Raw genomic sequence first — 17,366 nt, forward strand, 5'->3', positions numbered from 1 at the left:
TTTCATTTATCTGAGAGTAAGCGAGTAAAAAAACCTATTCATTTGTTGATAGGCAGACTTCTTTATGCAAAAAAATGAACAAAGCTACAAGTGGATCAAGCGACATATCAGTTACTATGTGGCTTGTGGGGTTATTACGCTCAGCATTCCTGCTTTAGTTAATGCATCTGAAACTGACTTAAAAGAGGCTGAAAAGTCTCCGACTGCTGCAGAAGCAGAATTTGATTCGGCTTTTTTAATTGGCGATGCCAAAAAGATAGATGTAAATCGCTTTAAATATGGCAATCCTGTGTTACCAGGTGACTATAATGTGGATATTTATGTCAATGGTAACTGGTTTGGTAAACATCGTATGGTGTTTAAAGCGACTGAAAATAATCAAAATGCGTTTACCTGCTTTAGCTCAAACCAATTATTAGAATACGGCGTTAAAGCAGACGTGTTAAAAAAAGGCGAAAGCTTTGCTTTGACAGGTTGTCAGAAAATCGAACAGTGGGTTGAAGATTCGTTTTATGAATTTGATACTTCACGTTTACGTGTCGATATTTCGATTCCACAAGTTGCGATGCAAAAAAATGCGCAAGGCTATGTCGACCCTAGTGTTTGGGATCGCGGGATCAATGCTGCATTTCTTTCTTATAATGCCAGTGCATATAAAACATTTAATAAAACCCAAGGTGGCCAAGAAACCACCAACGCATTTACTTCGATAACTGCAGGTGCAAATTTAGCTGGTTGGCAATTGCGCCATAATGGTCAATGGCAATGGCAAGACCGCACCACCACAGATAATCAATCTAAATCAAGCTATGACGCGATTAACACCTATGTGCAACGCGCATTCCCGCAATACCGTGGCGTATTGACTTTAGGTGAAAGCTTTACCGACGGTGAAATCTTTGATTCATTTGGTTATCGTGGTTTCGATTTTTCCAGTGATGACCGTATGTTACCCAATAGTATGATTGGTTATGCACCACGTATTCGCGGTAATGCAAAAACCAATGCCAAGGTTGAAGTACGTCAGCAAGGTCAGTTAATTTATCAAACAACGGTTGCGCCGGGTAGTTTTGAAATCAATGACCTCTATCCGACAGGATTTGGTGGTGAACTCGAAGTTTCTATTTTAGAAGCCAATGGTGAGATTCAACGCTATTCAATTCCTTATGCATCTGTTGTACAAATGCTCCGTCCAGGAATGAGCCGTTATTCTGTGTCAATGGGTCAATTCCGTGATAAAGATATCGATCTAGATCCTTTTATTGTACAAGGGAAATATCAACGCGGTATCAATAACTCGATCACGGCTTATGGTGGTGTACAGTTCTCAGAAGACTATTCAGCAGTGACATTGGGCAGTGCTTTTGCAACACCTATTGGCGCAATTGCACTTGATGTAACGCATTCACAAGCAGATTTTGAACGTCGCAAAAGTGAAAGTGGGCAAAGTTTCCGTATCAGTTATAGTAAATTAATTACCCCAACAGATACCAATTTGACCTTGGCTGCATATCGTTATTCTACAGAAAACTTTTATAAGTTACGTGATGCAATATTGGTACAAGACCTTGATAATAAAGGCATTAGTTCAGCTCATGTAGGTAAGCAGCGCAGTGAATTTCAGATCACCCTGAATCAGGGTTTACCACGTGATTTTGGCAATATTTATGCAACAGGTTCGTGGGTAGATTACTGGAATCGTCAGGAAACAACCCGTCAGTATCAAGTCGGTTATAGCAACAACTACCGTGGTTTGACTTATGGGTTGTCAGCAATTAAACGTATTGTTGAAAACAATGCTACAAGTATCAGCAATAGTGATACTGAGTATATGTTGACCATGTCCTTACCACTTTCATTTAAGAAAAGCTCAGCGAACCTTAACTCGATTATGACGCAAGATAATGCGACTGTCGGTGTGAGTGGTGTGGTTGGCGATCGTTTTAACTATGGTACATCTGTATCGACGCGCTATGGTGATAATCCGAGTGCCAATTTAAATGCTCAGTATCGTACTAACTACGCGACTGTTGGTGGTTCATTCAGTGCTGCTGACGGTTATCAACAAGCCATGTTGACTGCACGTGGTAATATTGTTGCTCATCCTGAAGGTGTCTTGTTTGGACCAGATCAGGGGCAAACCATGGTGTTGGTATATGCACCTGAAGCTGCTGGTGCAAAAGTGAATAATGCGACAGGTTTAAGTATCAATAAATCTGGTTATGCGGTGATTCCATATGTAACTCCATATCGTTTAAATGACATTAGCCTTGATCCTCAAGGAATGTCGACAGATGTAGAGTTAGATGGTACAAGTCAGCGTATCGCACCTTATGCAGGTTCAATTTCACAAGTGAGTTTTGCGACGAAAACTGGTAAAGCAATTTATATTCGCAGCAAAAAACAAAATGGTGAAACTTTACCTTTTGCAGCAGAAGTATTTGATACAAAAGGTGAAAATATTGGAATGGTTGCGCAAGGAAGTATGGTTTACTTAAGAACCAATACTACTGCAGACTCGGTTACAGTGAAATGGGGCGAAAATGCCAACGAGCAATGCCACATCCAATATGATGTTTCTGCGCAAGCAGCAGACAAAAAGCAAAATATGATTATGGCGGAAGGTGTATGTCAATGAACGGTAAAGTTTTAAATCGTATTCTCTTGCTCATTGCTGGGACTGTGAGTTCAGGGACATATGCTGCATGTATACCAGATCGTGGTTTCTCTACTGTTGATGTGAGCATGGCAGTAGGACGTGTTGTGGTGAGACCAAGTGACCCTGTCGGAAAGGTTTTACGCAAAGCCTCTTTTCCAATTAGACCCAATGGTTCGACGTATAGTTGTGGTAGTTATGGCACACTTGGTGCTGTTTTAACTCAAAACTATTCACTTAGCCCTATCGGTAATTCGGTTTATAACACCAATATTGATGGAATTGGTATTCGCTTATACCGTGAAGCGCCAACAGCTCCTGGTTTTGCCGATTATTATCCTTATACACGAAGTGCGAGTGGCAGACGTGTTTTGGCAGAAGGGTTTTTTATTGTTGAAATTGTTAAAACGGCGACATCAACAGGATCTGGCGCACTGGTTCCAGGCACATATAGTAGTTATCGTTCTGGTGAACGCCAAAGCCCACCTTGGTTAACCAGTACGGTATATGGGAATGCGATTACTATTGCGTCTTCTTCATGTGAAATATTGGGAAATATTAATAAAACTGTGACACTGCCAACGGTAAACAAGGTTGATTTTAAAGGTGTCGGTTCAACGCAAGGTGAGCAAGCCTTTGATCTCAACATTTTGTGTAATGGTGGTAAAAACCCGAGTGGTTATGAAGAAAGCAATAAAATCAGCCTAAGCTTTGATTATGATGCGGTGAGTAGTAGCACTCAAAATGTACTTGCGAATACAAATACCGCAGGAAGCAGTGCATCAGGTGTTGGCGTACAATTGCTTTCACAATATAAAAATTCGAATAAAGTGATTGCTAAAAATGACAAGCTAGAATTAGGCACGTTAAAGTCAAATGATAATATTCAATACAATGTGCCAATGACTGCGCGTTACTATCAGACTGCAACCAAAGTGATGCCCGGAAAAGTCCGAGCTATGGCAACCGTCACAATTGAATATGATTAATTGACGTGAATCATATTTTTTAAAATTATTTTTTTATTTATTGATTGGAAAATCTTGTATTAATAATAAGGTTATGTAATTAATTAACTACACCATTTCTTTAGAGGGGAATGAGATGGAGTTAAATAAAAAACTATCCTTTTTATTAATAACATTTACAACGATATCGAGTTTAAGTTTAGCTACTTATGCAGAGGAGATTCATTTTCAAGGGCAGATTGTAGAATTTACATGTGAAAAGGATTCTAATAATTCTAATTGCAAAGCGATTGATAATACGATTGATGTGCTGAGAAAAACCACCACAATAGATAGCTTTAATTTCAATAACTTAGTTGATAAGAAGGCCAATGGTGTGGCGCATTTAAAAATTCAAGATTTAGAAAGTGAGCAGCATAAAATACTGGTGGTAGATTATTATTAAGCCTATTAATTTGTGATATAAATAACATAAATTAAAAATTATGCTGTGTGATAAGTTAAAATATAATCTGATTATTTTAGTTGGATTATATTTTAATTTGTATTAAAAATAATCGAATTTTTAAACTGTTTTAAATCTTTGTATCTTATTTTATCGGTTGAATGGTTTTATTTAATATATCCATAAAGGTTTTTAAGATAATATTGTAATTTTTTCCTTTGTGGGTAATTAGGCAGATCGGCGTACTGTAATGCATTCTCTCTTGTAAAATCGGTTGCATCAAACCATCTTGAACCCATTTTTTCGCATAATGATCGGGTAAAAACCCCATAAATTTTCCTGAAAGAATCAGAAAGGCGATACCTTCTCGGTCACTGGCTGTGGCGGAACAGTTCAATCGTTGATGCAACTTCATTGCATCGGGGGTAATGGCGTAATTTGGAAGAACCGTATTGCATCGTTTTAAGTCATCTAAACTTATTTCTCCTAAATGCTGAAAAAGCGGGTGATTTTGTCCACAATAGAGTGAAGACTCTTCGTTATATAAATGAAAATAATCGAGGCCTGACAATGGGCTCACCAAAGGAATCGCACCAGCGTGTAAGCGATTGTCCAAAACACGACACTCAATATCTGACAGTGTGCTCATACTAATATTAATAACCACCTCAGTATTTTCTTCCGCAAGCTGTGCCAATGTATTGGTGATATAAGCACTGGGCATCGTGACTAAGTTATTAATAATTCCAATATTAAATTCACCTTTGAGCTGATTATGCATTTGATTGATTTTGGCACGAAAGTCCTCAATCGAAGCGGTCAGTACCTCAATATATTCTAAAACTTCCCGACCTTCATCGGTGATGGAAAAGCCTGCTCGACCACGTTGACAGAGGCGAATCCCTAAGCGATTTTCCAGATCACTCATATGCAAACTAATCGCAGAACGGCTAATCCCTAGGATACTTTCAGCAGCAGTGAAGCTATGACAGTCACAGACTGTTTTAAATATTTTTAGTAATTTTATATCAAAATCAGTGACTTGATTTAATTTTTTAGGTTTCATTTAGTTTTGCTTTTTTATATCTAAACTCAAGATATTTTGAATTTATCAAAACTATCTCGCTTTGTACACTCAAGAGATAACCACAAAACAAGAAGACTACTTATGTTTGATATCGATACATCAAATGACCGCGATGACGCATTGGAAGCCAGTCAGTCAAATGAGCAGATGAATTTAAATTATCAAGCCCATTGGATGCCATTTTCTGCAAATCGTAATTTCCATAAAGATCCGCGCATGATCGTGGGTGCAAAAGGATCGTATTTAATTGACAGTACTGGACGTGAGATTTATGACTCATTGTCAGGGCTATGGACGTGTGGTGCAGGGCATACACGGCCTGAAATCCAACAGGCTGTAAGTAAGCAATTGGCAAAATTGGATTATTCACCTGCATTCCAATTTGGACATCCTTTATCTTTTCAATTGGCTGAAAAAATTGTTCAGCTGATGCCGGAAAAACTGCAACATGTCTTTTTTACCGACTCTGGTTCAGAGTCTGCGGATACTGCGATCAAGATGGCACGTGCCTATTGGCGCATTCAAGGCAAACCAAGCAAAACCAAATTGATTGGACGAGCGCGTGGCTATCACGGTGTAAACGTGGCAGGGACCAGTCTCGGCGGCATTGGTGGAAATCGTAAAATGTTTGGTCAATTGATGGATGTGGATCATTTGCCTCATACCTTGCAAGCGCATTTAAGTTTTAGCAAAGGCTGTGCTGAGACAGGTGGAGTTGAGCTGGCAGATGAAATGCTCAAACTGATTGAATTACATGATGCTTCTAATATTGCAGCAGTAATAATAGAACCTGTTTCTGGTTCAGCAGGCTGTATCGTGCCACCAGTTGGTTATTTACAACGCCTACGAGAAATTTGTGACCAACACGATATTTTACTGATTTTCGATGAGGTGATCACTGGCTTTGGGCGTATCGGCAAATGGACTGCGGCTGAACATTTTGGAGTTACACCAGACCTTTTGACCTTTGCTAAACAGATTACCAATGGCGCAATTCCATTAGGTGGGGTGGTGGCAAGCCATGAAATTTACAATGCATTTATGCAGCAAGACTTGCCTGAACATGCCATTGAATTTACCCATGGCTATACCTATTCGGCCCATCCTGTTGCCTGTGCCGCTGCTCTCGCCACCTTAAATGTACTCGAAAATGAAAATTTAATTTCCCAATCTGCTGGCTTGGCACCAAGCTTTGAAAAGCTTGTCCATGAATTAAAAGGTTCCCCCCATATTGTCGACATCCGTAACTGTGGATTGATTGGTGCCTTGCAATTGGCTCCACGTGATGGTGATGCCACGATTCGTGGTTTTGAAATTGGAATGAAACTGTGGAAAGCAGGTTTCTATGTGCGTTTTGGTGGGGATACCCTTCAGTTTGGCCCAATGTTTAACAGCACAGAAGCGCAATTAAGCAGCTTGATGAATGCAGTAGGTGAGGCACTTTATCAGGTGAAATAAATAGGGTGTGCCTCTAAGCAAATCAATACGGAACAGCTAGACAATAGACAAGGAAAAGTAATGAACAATTTAGAAAATTTTAGTGGTGGCGAGCTGTCTAATACCGAAACAGTTGAAGCAGTACAACCGATCACGCTGGTTGGGCATTTTATTCAAGGGGGACTGGTAAGCAAGACCTCAAGAACACAAGCTGTATATCATCCAGCCACAGGCAAGATCAGCAAAGAAGTTGCGCTTGCAGATAGCGACTTAGTCAATCAGGTGGTTCAGATTGCACAACAGGCTTTTCCAGCATGGCGTGATACCCCAGTGATTAAACGTGCACGAGTGATGTTTAAGTTTAAACAACTGCTAGAAGACAATGCTGAAAAACTCTGTGAGTTGATTGGGCAAGAACATGGAAAAATTTGCCATGATGCGCAAGGTGAGTTACAACGCGGAATTGAAAATGTTGAATATGCATGTGGTGCACCTGAGTTTTTAAAAGGTGAATACTCAAAAAATGTTGGCCCAGATATTGACTCATGGAGTGAATTTCAACCTTTAGGTGTGGTTGCTGGGATTACACCATTTAATTTTCCAGCGATGGTTCCATTGTGGATGTTCCCGATGGCGATTGTTTGTGGAAACTGCTTTATTTTAAAACCTTCTGAAAAAACCCCATCCGCAGCATTATATTTGGCGGAATTACTTAAACAGGCAGGTTTACCCGATGGTGTGTTTAACGTCATCAATGGTGATAAACAAGCAGTGGATGCTTTATTAGATCATCCAAATATTCAAGCGATCAGCTTTGTTGGTTCAACCCCGATTGCTGAATATATTTATCGTACAGCAACCTCGGCAGGCAAACGCTGTCAGGCCTTAGGTGGTGCAAAAAATCATGCCATTATCATGCCTGATGCAGATATCGATAATGTGGTGAACTCATTATTAGGTGCAGCTTTTGGTTCATCTGGTGAACGCTGTATGGCATTGTCTGTAGCAGTGGCAATTGGCGATGAAATTGCTGATCTGGTGATTGAAAAACTTACTCAAGAAATGCAACAACTCAAGTTTGGTCATTATGCAGATCAACAAAATGACTTTGGACCGCTCATTTCGCAAGCACATAAAGATAAAGTTCAAGCTTTTATCCGAAGTGCTGAACAGCAAGGTGCTAAAATCGTTGTCGATGGTCGTGATGCCAAACCTGTTGGTTATGAAACTGGATTTTTTGTTGGCCCGACGCTGATTGATCAAGTTTCATCAGACATGACCAGTTATCAGCAAGAAATTTTTGGCCCTGTTTTACAGGTGATTCGCGTAGAAACCATGCAACAGGCGATGCAGTTAATTAATGATCATGAGTATGGAAATGGTACCTGTATTTATACCCGTGATGGGGAAGCTGCGCGCTATTTTACCCATCATATCCAAGTGGGAATGGTCGGGGTAAATGTGCCATTGCCCGTACCTGTTGCATATCATAGTTTTGGTGGCTGGAAGCGTTCGTTATTTGGTGACTTGTATGCTTATGGGCCAGATGGAGTACGTTTTTATACGCGCCGTAAAACCATTACCCAACGTTGGCCAGCTACACACGTTCGTGAAGCCAAGCAGTTTTCAATGCCGACTTTAAATTAATTTTTTGTGTATAGAGGGAAGATCATCGATTTTCTCTCTTTTGAATAAGGATTTAATAATGTAAATCACGATTTTAAAAGTATTTTTAAGGAATAAAATATGAATGGTGTTAAAACAACAAAATTAGGTGAAGGACTTTCCAACCGACATATCACGATGATTAGTATCGGTGGCGTTATTGGTGCAGGTTTATTTGTCGGCTCTTCAGCTGCAATTGCCAAAGCAGGGCCTGCTGCTGTACTGGCTTATATTATTACCAGTATTATTGTTTTTTTGGTGATGCGTATGCTCGGTGAGATGGCCGTTGCTCAACCAGATACAGGTTCATTTTCTACTTATGCACGTAAAGCAATTGGCCCTTGGGCTGGCTTTACCGTGGGTTGGTTATATTGGTGGTTTTGGGTTTTAGTGATTCCCATCGAAGCAATTGCTGGTGCGGAAATTTTACATGCATGGTTTCCTCAAGTTTCCAGTGCTATTTATGCCTTTGCTTTTATTATTTTACTCAGTTTAGCCAATTTCTTTAGTACCAAAAGTTTTGGTGAGTTTGAGTTTTGGTTTGCTTTAATTAAAGTGGTTGCGATACTGCTGTTTATTGTGATTGGTGCATCGGCTGTATTCGGTCTTTGGCCTTTGGCTCGTGATGTCAGTGGTGTGGGCCATTTATTTTCAAATGGTGGTTTTATGCCGCATGGCATGGGTGGTGTTCTCTCGGCGATTTTAATTTCAGCATTTTCATTTTTTGGTGTTGAAATTCTGTCGATTGCTGCGGCAGAGTCTAAAAATCCACAAGAGAAAATTAAACGTGCCACCAATCTAGTGCTGTATCGCATCATTTTATTCTTTGTCGTTTCGATTTTTCTAGCAGTGGCTTTAGTCGATTGGCGTTCGCCTGATTTACAAAAATTGGGGACCTTTCAGTATGTCTTGGTCAGCCTCAATGTGCCGCAAACCAAATTGATTATGGACATGGTGGTGTTTATTGCGGTGGCAAGTTGTATGAATGCGGCTGTATATACTTCTTCACGGATGCTGTTTGCATTGGGTGCACGTCAAGAAGCCCCGAAAGTTGTGACTAAAATTAATGATGCAGGTGTACCAACAATCGCAGTGTTTGCTTCAACCTTGGTTGGACTGGTTTGTTGCGCCGTGAATTATATGTTTCCTGGGCAAGTTTTTGGATTTTTACTTTCAACAACGGGTTCAATTGCCTTAGTGGTTTATTTAGTCATTGCTGTGTCACAACTACGCTCAAGAGCTAAACTGGAAAAAATAGGCGCTCAAGTGACCTTTAAAATGTGGTTATTTCCTTGGCTGACATGGTTTGTCATTGTGGTGATTATGAGTGTATTGGGCTATATGTTTTTATCGCCTCAATATAGTTATGAAACGACTTTGTCCTTAGGAGTAACCTCCATTGTGGTGATTTGTGGTCTGATGGTGACACGTAAGAATAAAACCGCGAAGCGTATGGCCGTTCATTTGGATTAAATCAGCATTAAACAGCGCATAACAACCAGCAAACTTTGTCGGTTAAGGGTAAAGCCAGCACGACAAAGTTTGTTTTTTATGTTTAGGCTTTTGCTTTTATCACGCCAGTCTATAAAAAGAAATCAATCACTTAGGTTGGATGTTCTAGGTCATTTTAGCGAGATTTAGCTTATTTTAGCTGAGGTGAACATCATGTCTATTGAGCTCTGTTTCAAAGCTTTCATTTAAATGATGCTTTTCATTTACATCTAATGTTTTATTGATATTTTGCTTTCTCCACATAGAAGGAGAAACACCGTTCCATGCTTTAAACGCACGATTAAATGAGGTTTGATCTTTATAGGCAAGTAAGAAGGCAACTTTTGTGATGGATAGGTTTTGATTTTGCAGATATTTCTTGGCTAAATTTTGACGAATATTACTGAGAATTTCTTTAAAGGAAAGGTCTCTATTTTTTAAATATTTTTGCAGTGCTCTCGCAGAGATATTTAATGATTTTGCAATAGAGTGAATCTGGACATTATTATTTTCAAGTGCTTGTAGCATACTCAGATTAACCAATTCCAAGAAAGAATCCTCCTGAGGCATTTTACTGAGTAATATGTTGGCATGATTCAATAATATTTCTAAAAGAATAGGGTCATAATATTTTAATTTGGTTTGCAATAAAGAATTCGGTATGACGATACGAGTTTGCTTTGTATTAAATTTAATCGGGCAATTAAACAATTGTTGGTATTTTTTTGTGTCAATGGGTTTGGGAATGGCAAGTTCTAGACAATGAAAAATACTTGCATCTGAATCGGTCAGTTGTTGTAAGTGGTGAAACAGGCTAGACACTTGTATTTCTTCAACGATGGTGGTTTCTTCTAGATATAAACCTACTTGTAAATATGCAGGTTTATCCCATGAGATTGAAAAGTGGTTTTCCTCAATAAGCACTTTTTTGGGAATATAATTAAACCAAAGCTTTTCGTATTGAGCCAATATTTCGATATAGTCAAATAATGTATCACTCGACTGAGCCATATAAGCCACAATGCCGATATGTTTGGGCTGAACCAAAGCACCGATATCTAATCCAATACCCACTTGGGGATATTGTTTATTGATTTGTTTTATTCTCTTGAGCCATTCGCCAAACGGTAGGTGATCATTGAGTGGATATTCAGCATCGCTTGAAACATCTAAGCCTTTTTTTTTACAGAAATCGTCTAATAAAAGTGCCATTCCTTTATTCACACTTTTTATTTTAAAAAAAGTTTTCATGAATTCTCCCAATATTCATTCGATGTTTCTGTGTATTTATTTTTTATTTAAAGTAATCAAAGATTTGTCGTTATGTGTGAGGTCTTCATTTTTCTTTAAAGCGAGGCTGGGATTTGAATGATGAAAATAGATAAAGTTCTCCGCTATTTTTTATGCCATTCAAATGAGAAGGATGAGTTCCTAACCCTGTGCTTTAAAAAGTTTGAATACTCAATCGTATTAACCGTCAATAATAAATCGCGTTATGTGCTCAATCATATTGAATAGAAAACTGAGCATTTGCATTTGCAATCCCTGCGAGGGCTTGTGCTTTGGTCACGATATAATTTGCATAAAAGAGTGCCGAAACATTGCCATTGATGTCTGTGCTAAAGGCTTCGCTTTTCTTGCCTAAAGGCAATCTTTTTTTATCTTGATCTCGGATTTCTATGGCAATATTTTCAGCCTTATTGGCTAAGGCATCGAGTGCTAAAAGTTCAGCATTTTCAGTATTTCGAGGCCCCTCAAAAGTGATGGTCACAGATCCATTCGGCGGACAGTTACTCATCTCAAAATGAATCGGGGTTGGTTTTGATTGACTACCTACATTTGGTAAGTCTTTGCTTGCAACGCTGCCAAGCTGAATATATTTATCTTGTTCAGAACTTAACACGCCACAGGTTGCTGTCGTCACAATCCCTGAAAGTTCAATATTCACTCGACCCAGCTCTACATTACTATTTTGAGCATGAGTGATCTGATGAATATTTAAACAACATAGCAGTGTGGCAGCAGCCATATATCTTGCTCTATTTTGCATTATCGTCTCCTAATCAAAATCCACTCTGAGATATCCTCTAGATTTAAACGGACCAATGACTGGTTTATTCCCAGTGATACTGACGGGCCAAGCTTTGATGGTCACATTTGCTGGTTGTTGATTGAGATTAAACGGAATCACGCTATTGATATTATTGGGCAATAACACATTGTCATTTTGATCTGACATCTTAAAGCCAATATCTGGATTATCTGAGATCATCATATCTCCAGTGGCTTTTTCAGCCTCAAGCCGAAGTGTCAGCATTGCTTGGGCATCAATATTGGTACATTGAATCGCTAAGGTATGACTCTGTTTATTGACATTGTTGGGTTTATTGCCAGGACCCGCCTGACTAAAGGCATAGGCTGGAATTTCCCCAAACTTAATTTCTAAAAAGTCACCTGTGCCAATTTTGCAACTTTGTGGAACCGTAATAGAACCGCTGTAACTGATCTTATAAACAGGGATACTTAAAGGATCTGCTGAGCCCGTTGTGACATATACGGTAAACATGGTTTTTTTCGGGATAGGCACAAAATCAATAAAGGGTTTAATCACTTTGAGGCGGAAGGTAAAGTTTGAATCCCAAATACCAAAGGGTTGCCCTCTACTTACATTGGGATCTGTACCCATCTGTACATAATTTGCAGGAGGATAAAAATCTCCCGCAAAGCTATCGGTAATTTTCATGGCACCGACCAAATAATCGTTGATTGGTAAGTATTTATAGCGATCGATGGTTTCTACCACAGAGAGGTCGGAAACATAACTACGCATAGTTCTATTTCGACTAATATTGGAATTATGAACAGGGCAGGTTCCATAAACTTGCGAGGAAAAATTCTTTTTAAGCTCTACAATTTTACCTACAGCGTTATTCGAGCTGCTAAAACTATTGGACAGATCATAAAAAACTTCATCCACCACACCGTTCCCTTTGCTGTTCCAACAGACAACTGCAAAAGATGGGGCAGACGCAAGCAACAACATACTGGAAATTAAAAGTTTAAATTTCATATGATCTCTCCTTATTGACATTCAAGATCAAATTGAATAACGGGTTTGCTGAGGTCCATGTCTGAAATATCGTAGTTTGCCAAACATTTTCCTTCAGCAGATTCGCCCCAATTGACTTCCAGTGTGCCTTTGAGCGGAAGTCCAGTTAAATAAACTCGACCATCATCTGCAACGATACTGGTGGCTGAACTTTCTTTTTCGATCACACTACTTGCATACGGTATAAACTTGCCGTTATGGGATAAAGTGATAAGTGCTCTTACACCTAGACTGGTATTAAACGTCGCTCTGGCAATTGCCCCTTTGATTGGGACGACATTTTCAACGTTATTGCTGATCTCGAGATTATTACTGAAAGTATTTGAATTGAGTGCAACACGATTGGCACGATATTCAGTGGCATAAGGTACGATGGCATATCCACGCCAATCAGTTTTAACGCCGGTATAATTTTCGATATTTACACCTTTGGCACCGGGTGCTTTGACCAAAATTGAGGTGCTGCCTAAAGGCTGACCAAAGGTAATCCCATCACGGTGCGCTAAAATACCGCCAGATGCGTTATAGGTAAACTGATTTGAGTTCTTTTCGTAGCTATAACCTGCACCTACCGTACCGTAACTACCATTGTAATTCAGGCTGACTGAACCTATATCGCCTTGCTTACTGACTTGTCCCTGATTGATGCTATAACTTAAATTACGATCTTTCAGTAAAGTGCCACTTAAACCTGCCATATAGGACTCATTACCATTTGAATTTTGTGTGGTCGAAAAAGTGCTATATGCATTTTGGATTGGATGATTACGGAAATTCGCTTTCGGCCATAGCTTGTCCAATGGGAAGGAGATATTCATGGCATACATGGTGTCACTTTGATTAATCTCAGAATATTTGTTACGGCTGACTGAGAATGAATAATTCAGTGCTTTCCATGAGTTTGCATAACCCGCTTGAACCCATTCATTTTTTTTGTTGGTGTCCCAATAGGTTTGCTGATTTCCGGAGACAAATAAAGAACCATAGTTGCCAAGTGAATGCGAGATATTGACTTCAAAGCGACCTTTTTTAGAATTATATAAATTGTAGTAATCCGTAATGATCGGGGTATTGGCTTGATTTCCGTCTTGAGTTTCGGAAACGTGATAGCCACTCATACGATTATAAGCAACATCATTTAAGGTATAGAAACCTTTGGTGGAATAACGATAGCCCAATAACTGGAAGGTGGTTCCAGAGCTTAATAATGATTTTGAATATAAAAAGCGCAGAGACTGCCCACTGCTCGTGGATCGATCCGCCAACTCGCTGTCCGCATGAGTAAGGTCAAAAGACAGAGCACCATAATCGCCGAGGTTGGCACCTAGACCCACCAATGCACTCTTATATTTTTCTGATAATTGTGTCCCCGCATAAACGGATATACCATTTTTTAAACCGTGAATTGCTGTTGCCTGTAGCAATGAAGGATTATCTTGAGAATCCAATCCGCTACGGTACTCACCCACCACTACACTATATTTTGTACGCCCTTCACGTTGTAGCACCGGAAGGCTTGAATAGGGCACTTGAAAGCTTTGAATCGAACCGTCATTTTCTTCAATCGTAACCAAAAGGTCACCACTGATTGAGGTTGGATTTAAATCTTGGATAAGGAATGGTCCGGGTGCGACATTTACCTGATGAATCACAAAACCATTTTGTTTGATCACCACTTTTGCATTGGTTTTTGCAACCCCACGAACAGTAGGTGCATAGCCTTGCTGACTGTCAGGATACATTGCCTCAGAAGTCGACAAATGTGCGCCACGGAAACCAAAGCTGTCAAAAATTTCGCTACTTGTTGAACCGTCACCAATTACCAGCTGGCTTTTTAAAGGAATAATGGTTTTTTGTACATAGGTATTTAAATTATTCCATTGATTTGTGGTTTTACCGTTGTGTGAATTGGCGTTAAAACTGCCTGAATGTCGGAACTGCCATGAGCCAATATTGAGTCCATTATCCAGACGTAAAAATAAACTGTTGGTATCTGTTTTAGAGTTGTCATAACCCGAAATATTATAGTTGGTATAAAAGCCGTTGATCCCTTCATCCCATTGATCGGGTGGAATATAGCCGCGAATTTGGTTGCGTAAAGACGCTTGCGGCAAGCTGATCAATAATTTTTGTTTATCAAATTGAAAATGGCTGTTTGCACCATCAATGATTGAAATAAAATCTACACATTGTGGGTTTGAGCTAGACAATTGCTCGTATTGGGCAATATTGACCCCAAATCCCTGCAATGTTTTGCTGTCTAAACACGGAAATAACCCCGTTGTATCTTGAATGCCTGATTTTTCAATAAAATTGATGTCGCGGGTAAATGCATATTGATCGTTGACATACACATCAACCCGGTACACGCCCGGTAATTGATGGGTCGATTTCTCAAATCTGCTCAAGTCAGAAATTTGTGAATTGGATAAGTTATCTGTTAAAAATGCAGGGTTAAATACCTGTTCTGCATGACTGGTTCTTGGGACTACGATTGAAATCAGCATAGTCACTGCGATACCCACTGGATATCGCTTGATATTTCTCCTTACGCATACAACACTGTATGGCATTGAAAATAGACTATTCATAATTATTACTTCAGTTCTAAATCAACTTTAGCCGTTAAACCACCGTAATCATTGACCGTTTGATAACTCAGCTTATTGCCTGAAGTCGCTGAAATTTTTGTTTGGGCAAAAGGACTCGCCATCACATTTGGCACTTTTTGGTTATCAACAAAAACGTTCACAAAAGAAACGTGATAAGGAGATGGATTATTCACCATGATTCCTTCTGCTGATTTTGAAAACTTAAGTGTTTCTAATGCGGCTTCAGGTTTGGTTTTTAGATTTATTGGACGAACAAACAGTTTGATTCGAGATAAAACAGCAAGTTGCAAAATATTTTTGTCAATCAAAGTCGATTTATCAATCGAAGGAATTGCCTTGACATTGACCCAAAATACCGACTCTCTATCTTGGGGTAAGTTGGTGGCAACATTGACAATTCTTAAAGTATTTTCGCTATTTGCTTCTGCGACAAATAAGGGCGGAGTAATCAGAAAATCTTTTGATTTTTCATCTAAATTATTTTCAATCCATGAGTTAATTAAAAAGCGTTCTTTATTGTTGCTGTTGACAATAGCTAATGAAACTTGCTTGGCATCGGTTGGGTAAATAACACGAGTTGCCCCAAGTGATATACCGCCAATTATATTGTTATTGGCCAAGCTGGTAGATGCTAAGCAGGCTAAGGTTATACTAAGAACACCATTTTTAAATAAGTTCAGTTTCATATAAGTCCTTAGAATTCATTTATGGATAAAAAACAGAAATTAAAATATTCGATGCTTGAGCGGATGACTGTTCTGAAGTTTGGTTGAGGAGAATACCAATCCTATTTTTAGCGAAACTGTCATAACGTTCAGGTCGATCAATTTGTCGAATAAATTTCTGATTCAGACGGGCCTGTTCAAGACCTTGAATGTTTAATTCTTGATGAATATCAAAATCATTTCTTGCTTTTGGATCTGTATAAAACATCTCATGGGTTGGCTTATTTTGTTCAGATAGACCAATGGCAAGATTGTCGTAAATGCTCACAGGGCATAATGAAAAATTGATTTGAATTGGAGAATTGGGAGTTTTAATAGATACAGCAGCATTATTCTCAATCAAGATTGAGCAGCTTTGATTTATCAAAACTCCCTGAAAATGAGCTCTTCCACCAAATACATAACTCTCTGCGTAAATATGAGTACTTACTAATATTCCAGCAATCAGGGTTATATACTTTTTCATGGTAAATAAGCTCATGTAATCAAATAGTTAATAATTATCTTAGGCAGATAAATTATTCATATTTCACTACAAAAGTTGCATCAGCATTTGCTTGACCAGGTGTAGATGCACCAGTCGCTACATAACGAGCGCTGAATTGAAGTGTGTTATCACCAGTGATCAATGTTTTAGGTGTAGAGAAACTAGCACCAGTAACACCTAGGATTTTTGAAGTGTCATCAGCAATCTCAATCCCTACATTTGTTGCAGCAGTAGAGTTTGTACCACCAGCAGCAACTGAAAGTAAGTTTGCATTAGACGTTACAGACTGACCATAAAATGCAACAGCAGCAGTTGCTTGAACTGTTGGATCACAGTCAACAAGTTTGATTTGGAACGGTACTGGAGTTGTTTTATCGCCAGCAACAGCTAAACGTGCAGTACGGTATTGACCTAAATCAACAGTTTGATTTGAAGATTCTGTACTTACAGCACATGCTGCATTTACGATTTCACCAGTAAAATGTACTGTTCCACCGTTAACAGTTACAGGATCAGCAGCGAAAGCTGAAACAGAAAGTGTTAAAGCAGATAAAGTTGCAGTACTTAATAGAGCTAATTTCATAGTAAAACCCATTCATTTTAGAAGGTTGATTTTTAATATTTATTTAAAATCATTTTTTATGATTTCAATAAATTACACTTAGTCGCACTGTTTAATAAAAT

Annotated in this window: 14 protein-coding genes; 6 read left to right on the forward strand and 8 right to left on the reverse strand. The window is 39.0% G+C overall.

All coding sequences use genetic code 11. The features are described from left to right. Positions 1-64 precede the first annotated feature (64 nt). The 3 genes from MTO68_RS06215 to MTO68_RS06225 all read left to right on the forward strand — a co-directional run bounded on the left by MTO68_RS06215 (position 65) and on the right by MTO68_RS06225 (position 4,069). Positions 65-2,638: a fimbria/pilus outer membrane usher protein gene (locus MTO68_RS06215; RefSeq protein WP_034614016.1), complete on the forward strand. Its 2,574-nt coding sequence runs from the start codon at positions 65-67 to the stop codon at positions 2,636-2,638. Beyond that, positions 2,635-3,645: a fimbrial protein gene (locus MTO68_RS06220; protein ID WP_035370891.1), complete on the forward strand. Its 1,011-nt coding sequence runs from the start codon at positions 2,635-2,637 to the stop codon at positions 3,643-3,645. The genes MTO68_RS06215 and MTO68_RS06220 overlap by 4 nt, the downstream gene beginning before the upstream one ends. Positions 3,646-3,760: 115 nt before the next feature. After that, a complete protein-coding gene (locus MTO68_RS06225) occupies positions 3,761-4,069 on the forward strand; it encodes a hypothetical protein (protein WP_244015381.1) in 309 nt (102 codons plus the stop codon). Positions 4,070-4,214: 145 nt separating this feature from the next. Here MTO68_RS06225 and MTO68_RS06230 read toward each other — a convergent pair whose 3' ends face one another. Next, entirely contained in the window at positions 4,215-5,135 is a 921-nt protein-coding gene (locus tag MTO68_RS06230) for a LysR family transcriptional regulator (RefSeq protein ID WP_034614012.1), read from the reverse strand. A gap of 102 nt (positions 5,136-5,237) precedes the next feature. On the opposite strand from MTO68_RS06230, the gene MTO68_RS06235 reads away from it, so the two are divergent. From MTO68_RS06235 to MTO68_RS06245, 3 genes are all read left to right on the forward strand, one after another. After that, positions 5,238-6,614: an aspartate aminotransferase family protein gene (locus MTO68_RS06235; RefSeq protein ID WP_034614010.1), complete on the forward strand. Its 1,377-nt coding sequence runs from the start codon at positions 5,238-5,240 to the stop codon at positions 6,612-6,614. Between the two features lie 60 nt (positions 6,615-6,674). Next, on the forward strand, positions 6,675-8,240 hold the full coding sequence (locus MTO68_RS06240) for a CoA-acylating methylmalonate-semialdehyde dehydrogenase (protein ID WP_244015382.1): 1,566 nt from the start codon (positions 6,675-6,677) through the stop codon (positions 8,238-8,240). Positions 8,241-8,339: 99 nt separating this feature from the next. Next, positions 8,340-9,731 (forward strand): amino acid permease, encoded by a 1,392-nt coding sequence (locus tag MTO68_RS06245; RefSeq protein ID WP_244015383.1) that lies wholly within the window; start codon positions 8,340-8,342, stop codon positions 9,729-9,731. Between the two features lie 174 nt (positions 9,732-9,905). Here the strand turns inward: MTO68_RS06245 and MTO68_RS06250 are convergent, their stop codons facing one another. The 7 genes from MTO68_RS06250 to fimA all read right to left on the reverse strand — a co-directional run bounded on the left by MTO68_RS06250 (position 9,906) and on the right by fimA (position 17,265). After that, the gene (locus MTO68_RS06250; RefSeq protein WP_244015384.1) at positions 9,906-11,000 is read right to left on the reverse strand and encodes an AraC family transcriptional regulator; all 1,095 of its coding nucleotides are present in this window, start codon (positions 10,998-11,000) and stop codon (positions 9,906-9,908) included. A 250-nt stretch (positions 11,001-11,250) separates the two neighbouring features. Next, positions 11,251-11,799 carry a fimbrial protein gene (locus MTO68_RS06255; protein WP_239046181.1) on the reverse strand — a complete coding sequence of 183 codons (549 nt, stop codon included), beginning with the start codon at positions 11,797-11,799 and terminating at the stop codon, positions 11,251-11,253. Between the two features lie 9 nt (positions 11,800-11,808). Next, positions 11,809-12,819: a fimbrial adhesin FimH gene (locus tag MTO68_RS06260; RefSeq protein ID WP_004819837.1), complete on the reverse strand. Its 1,011-nt coding sequence runs from the start codon at positions 12,817-12,819 to the stop codon at positions 11,809-11,811. 11 nt (positions 12,820-12,830) lie between these two features. Continuing rightward, a complete protein-coding gene (fimD, locus tag MTO68_RS06265; RefSeq protein WP_244015385.1) occupies positions 12,831-15,449 on the reverse strand; it encodes an outer membrane usher protein FimD in 2,619 nt (872 codons plus the stop codon). Between the two features lie 5 nt (positions 15,450-15,454). Next, the gene (locus tag MTO68_RS06270) at positions 15,455-16,156 is read right to left on the reverse strand and encodes a fimbria/pilus periplasmic chaperone (protein WP_004722216.1); all 702 of its coding nucleotides are present in this window, start codon (positions 16,154-16,156) and stop codon (positions 15,455-15,457) included. Between the two features lie 19 nt (positions 16,157-16,175). Further along, positions 16,176-16,661, reverse strand: a complete 486-nt coding sequence (locus MTO68_RS06275; RefSeq protein ID WP_004819841.1) for a hypothetical protein — start codon at positions 16,659-16,661, stop codon at positions 16,176-16,178. A gap of 52 nt (positions 16,662-16,713) precedes the next feature. Beyond that, positions 16,714-17,265, reverse strand: coding sequence for a type 1 fimbrial major subunit FimA (fimA, locus tag MTO68_RS06280; protein ID WP_016539504.1), 552 nt, complete (start codon positions 17,263-17,265; stop codon positions 16,714-16,716). Positions 17,266-17,366 lie beyond the last annotated feature (101 nt).

The sequence above is a fragment of the Acinetobacter sp. NyZ410 genome (genome assembly GCF_022828975.1).
Lineage (GTDB): Bacteria > Pseudomonadota > Gammaproteobacteria > Pseudomonadales > Moraxellaceae > Acinetobacter > Acinetobacter guillouiae.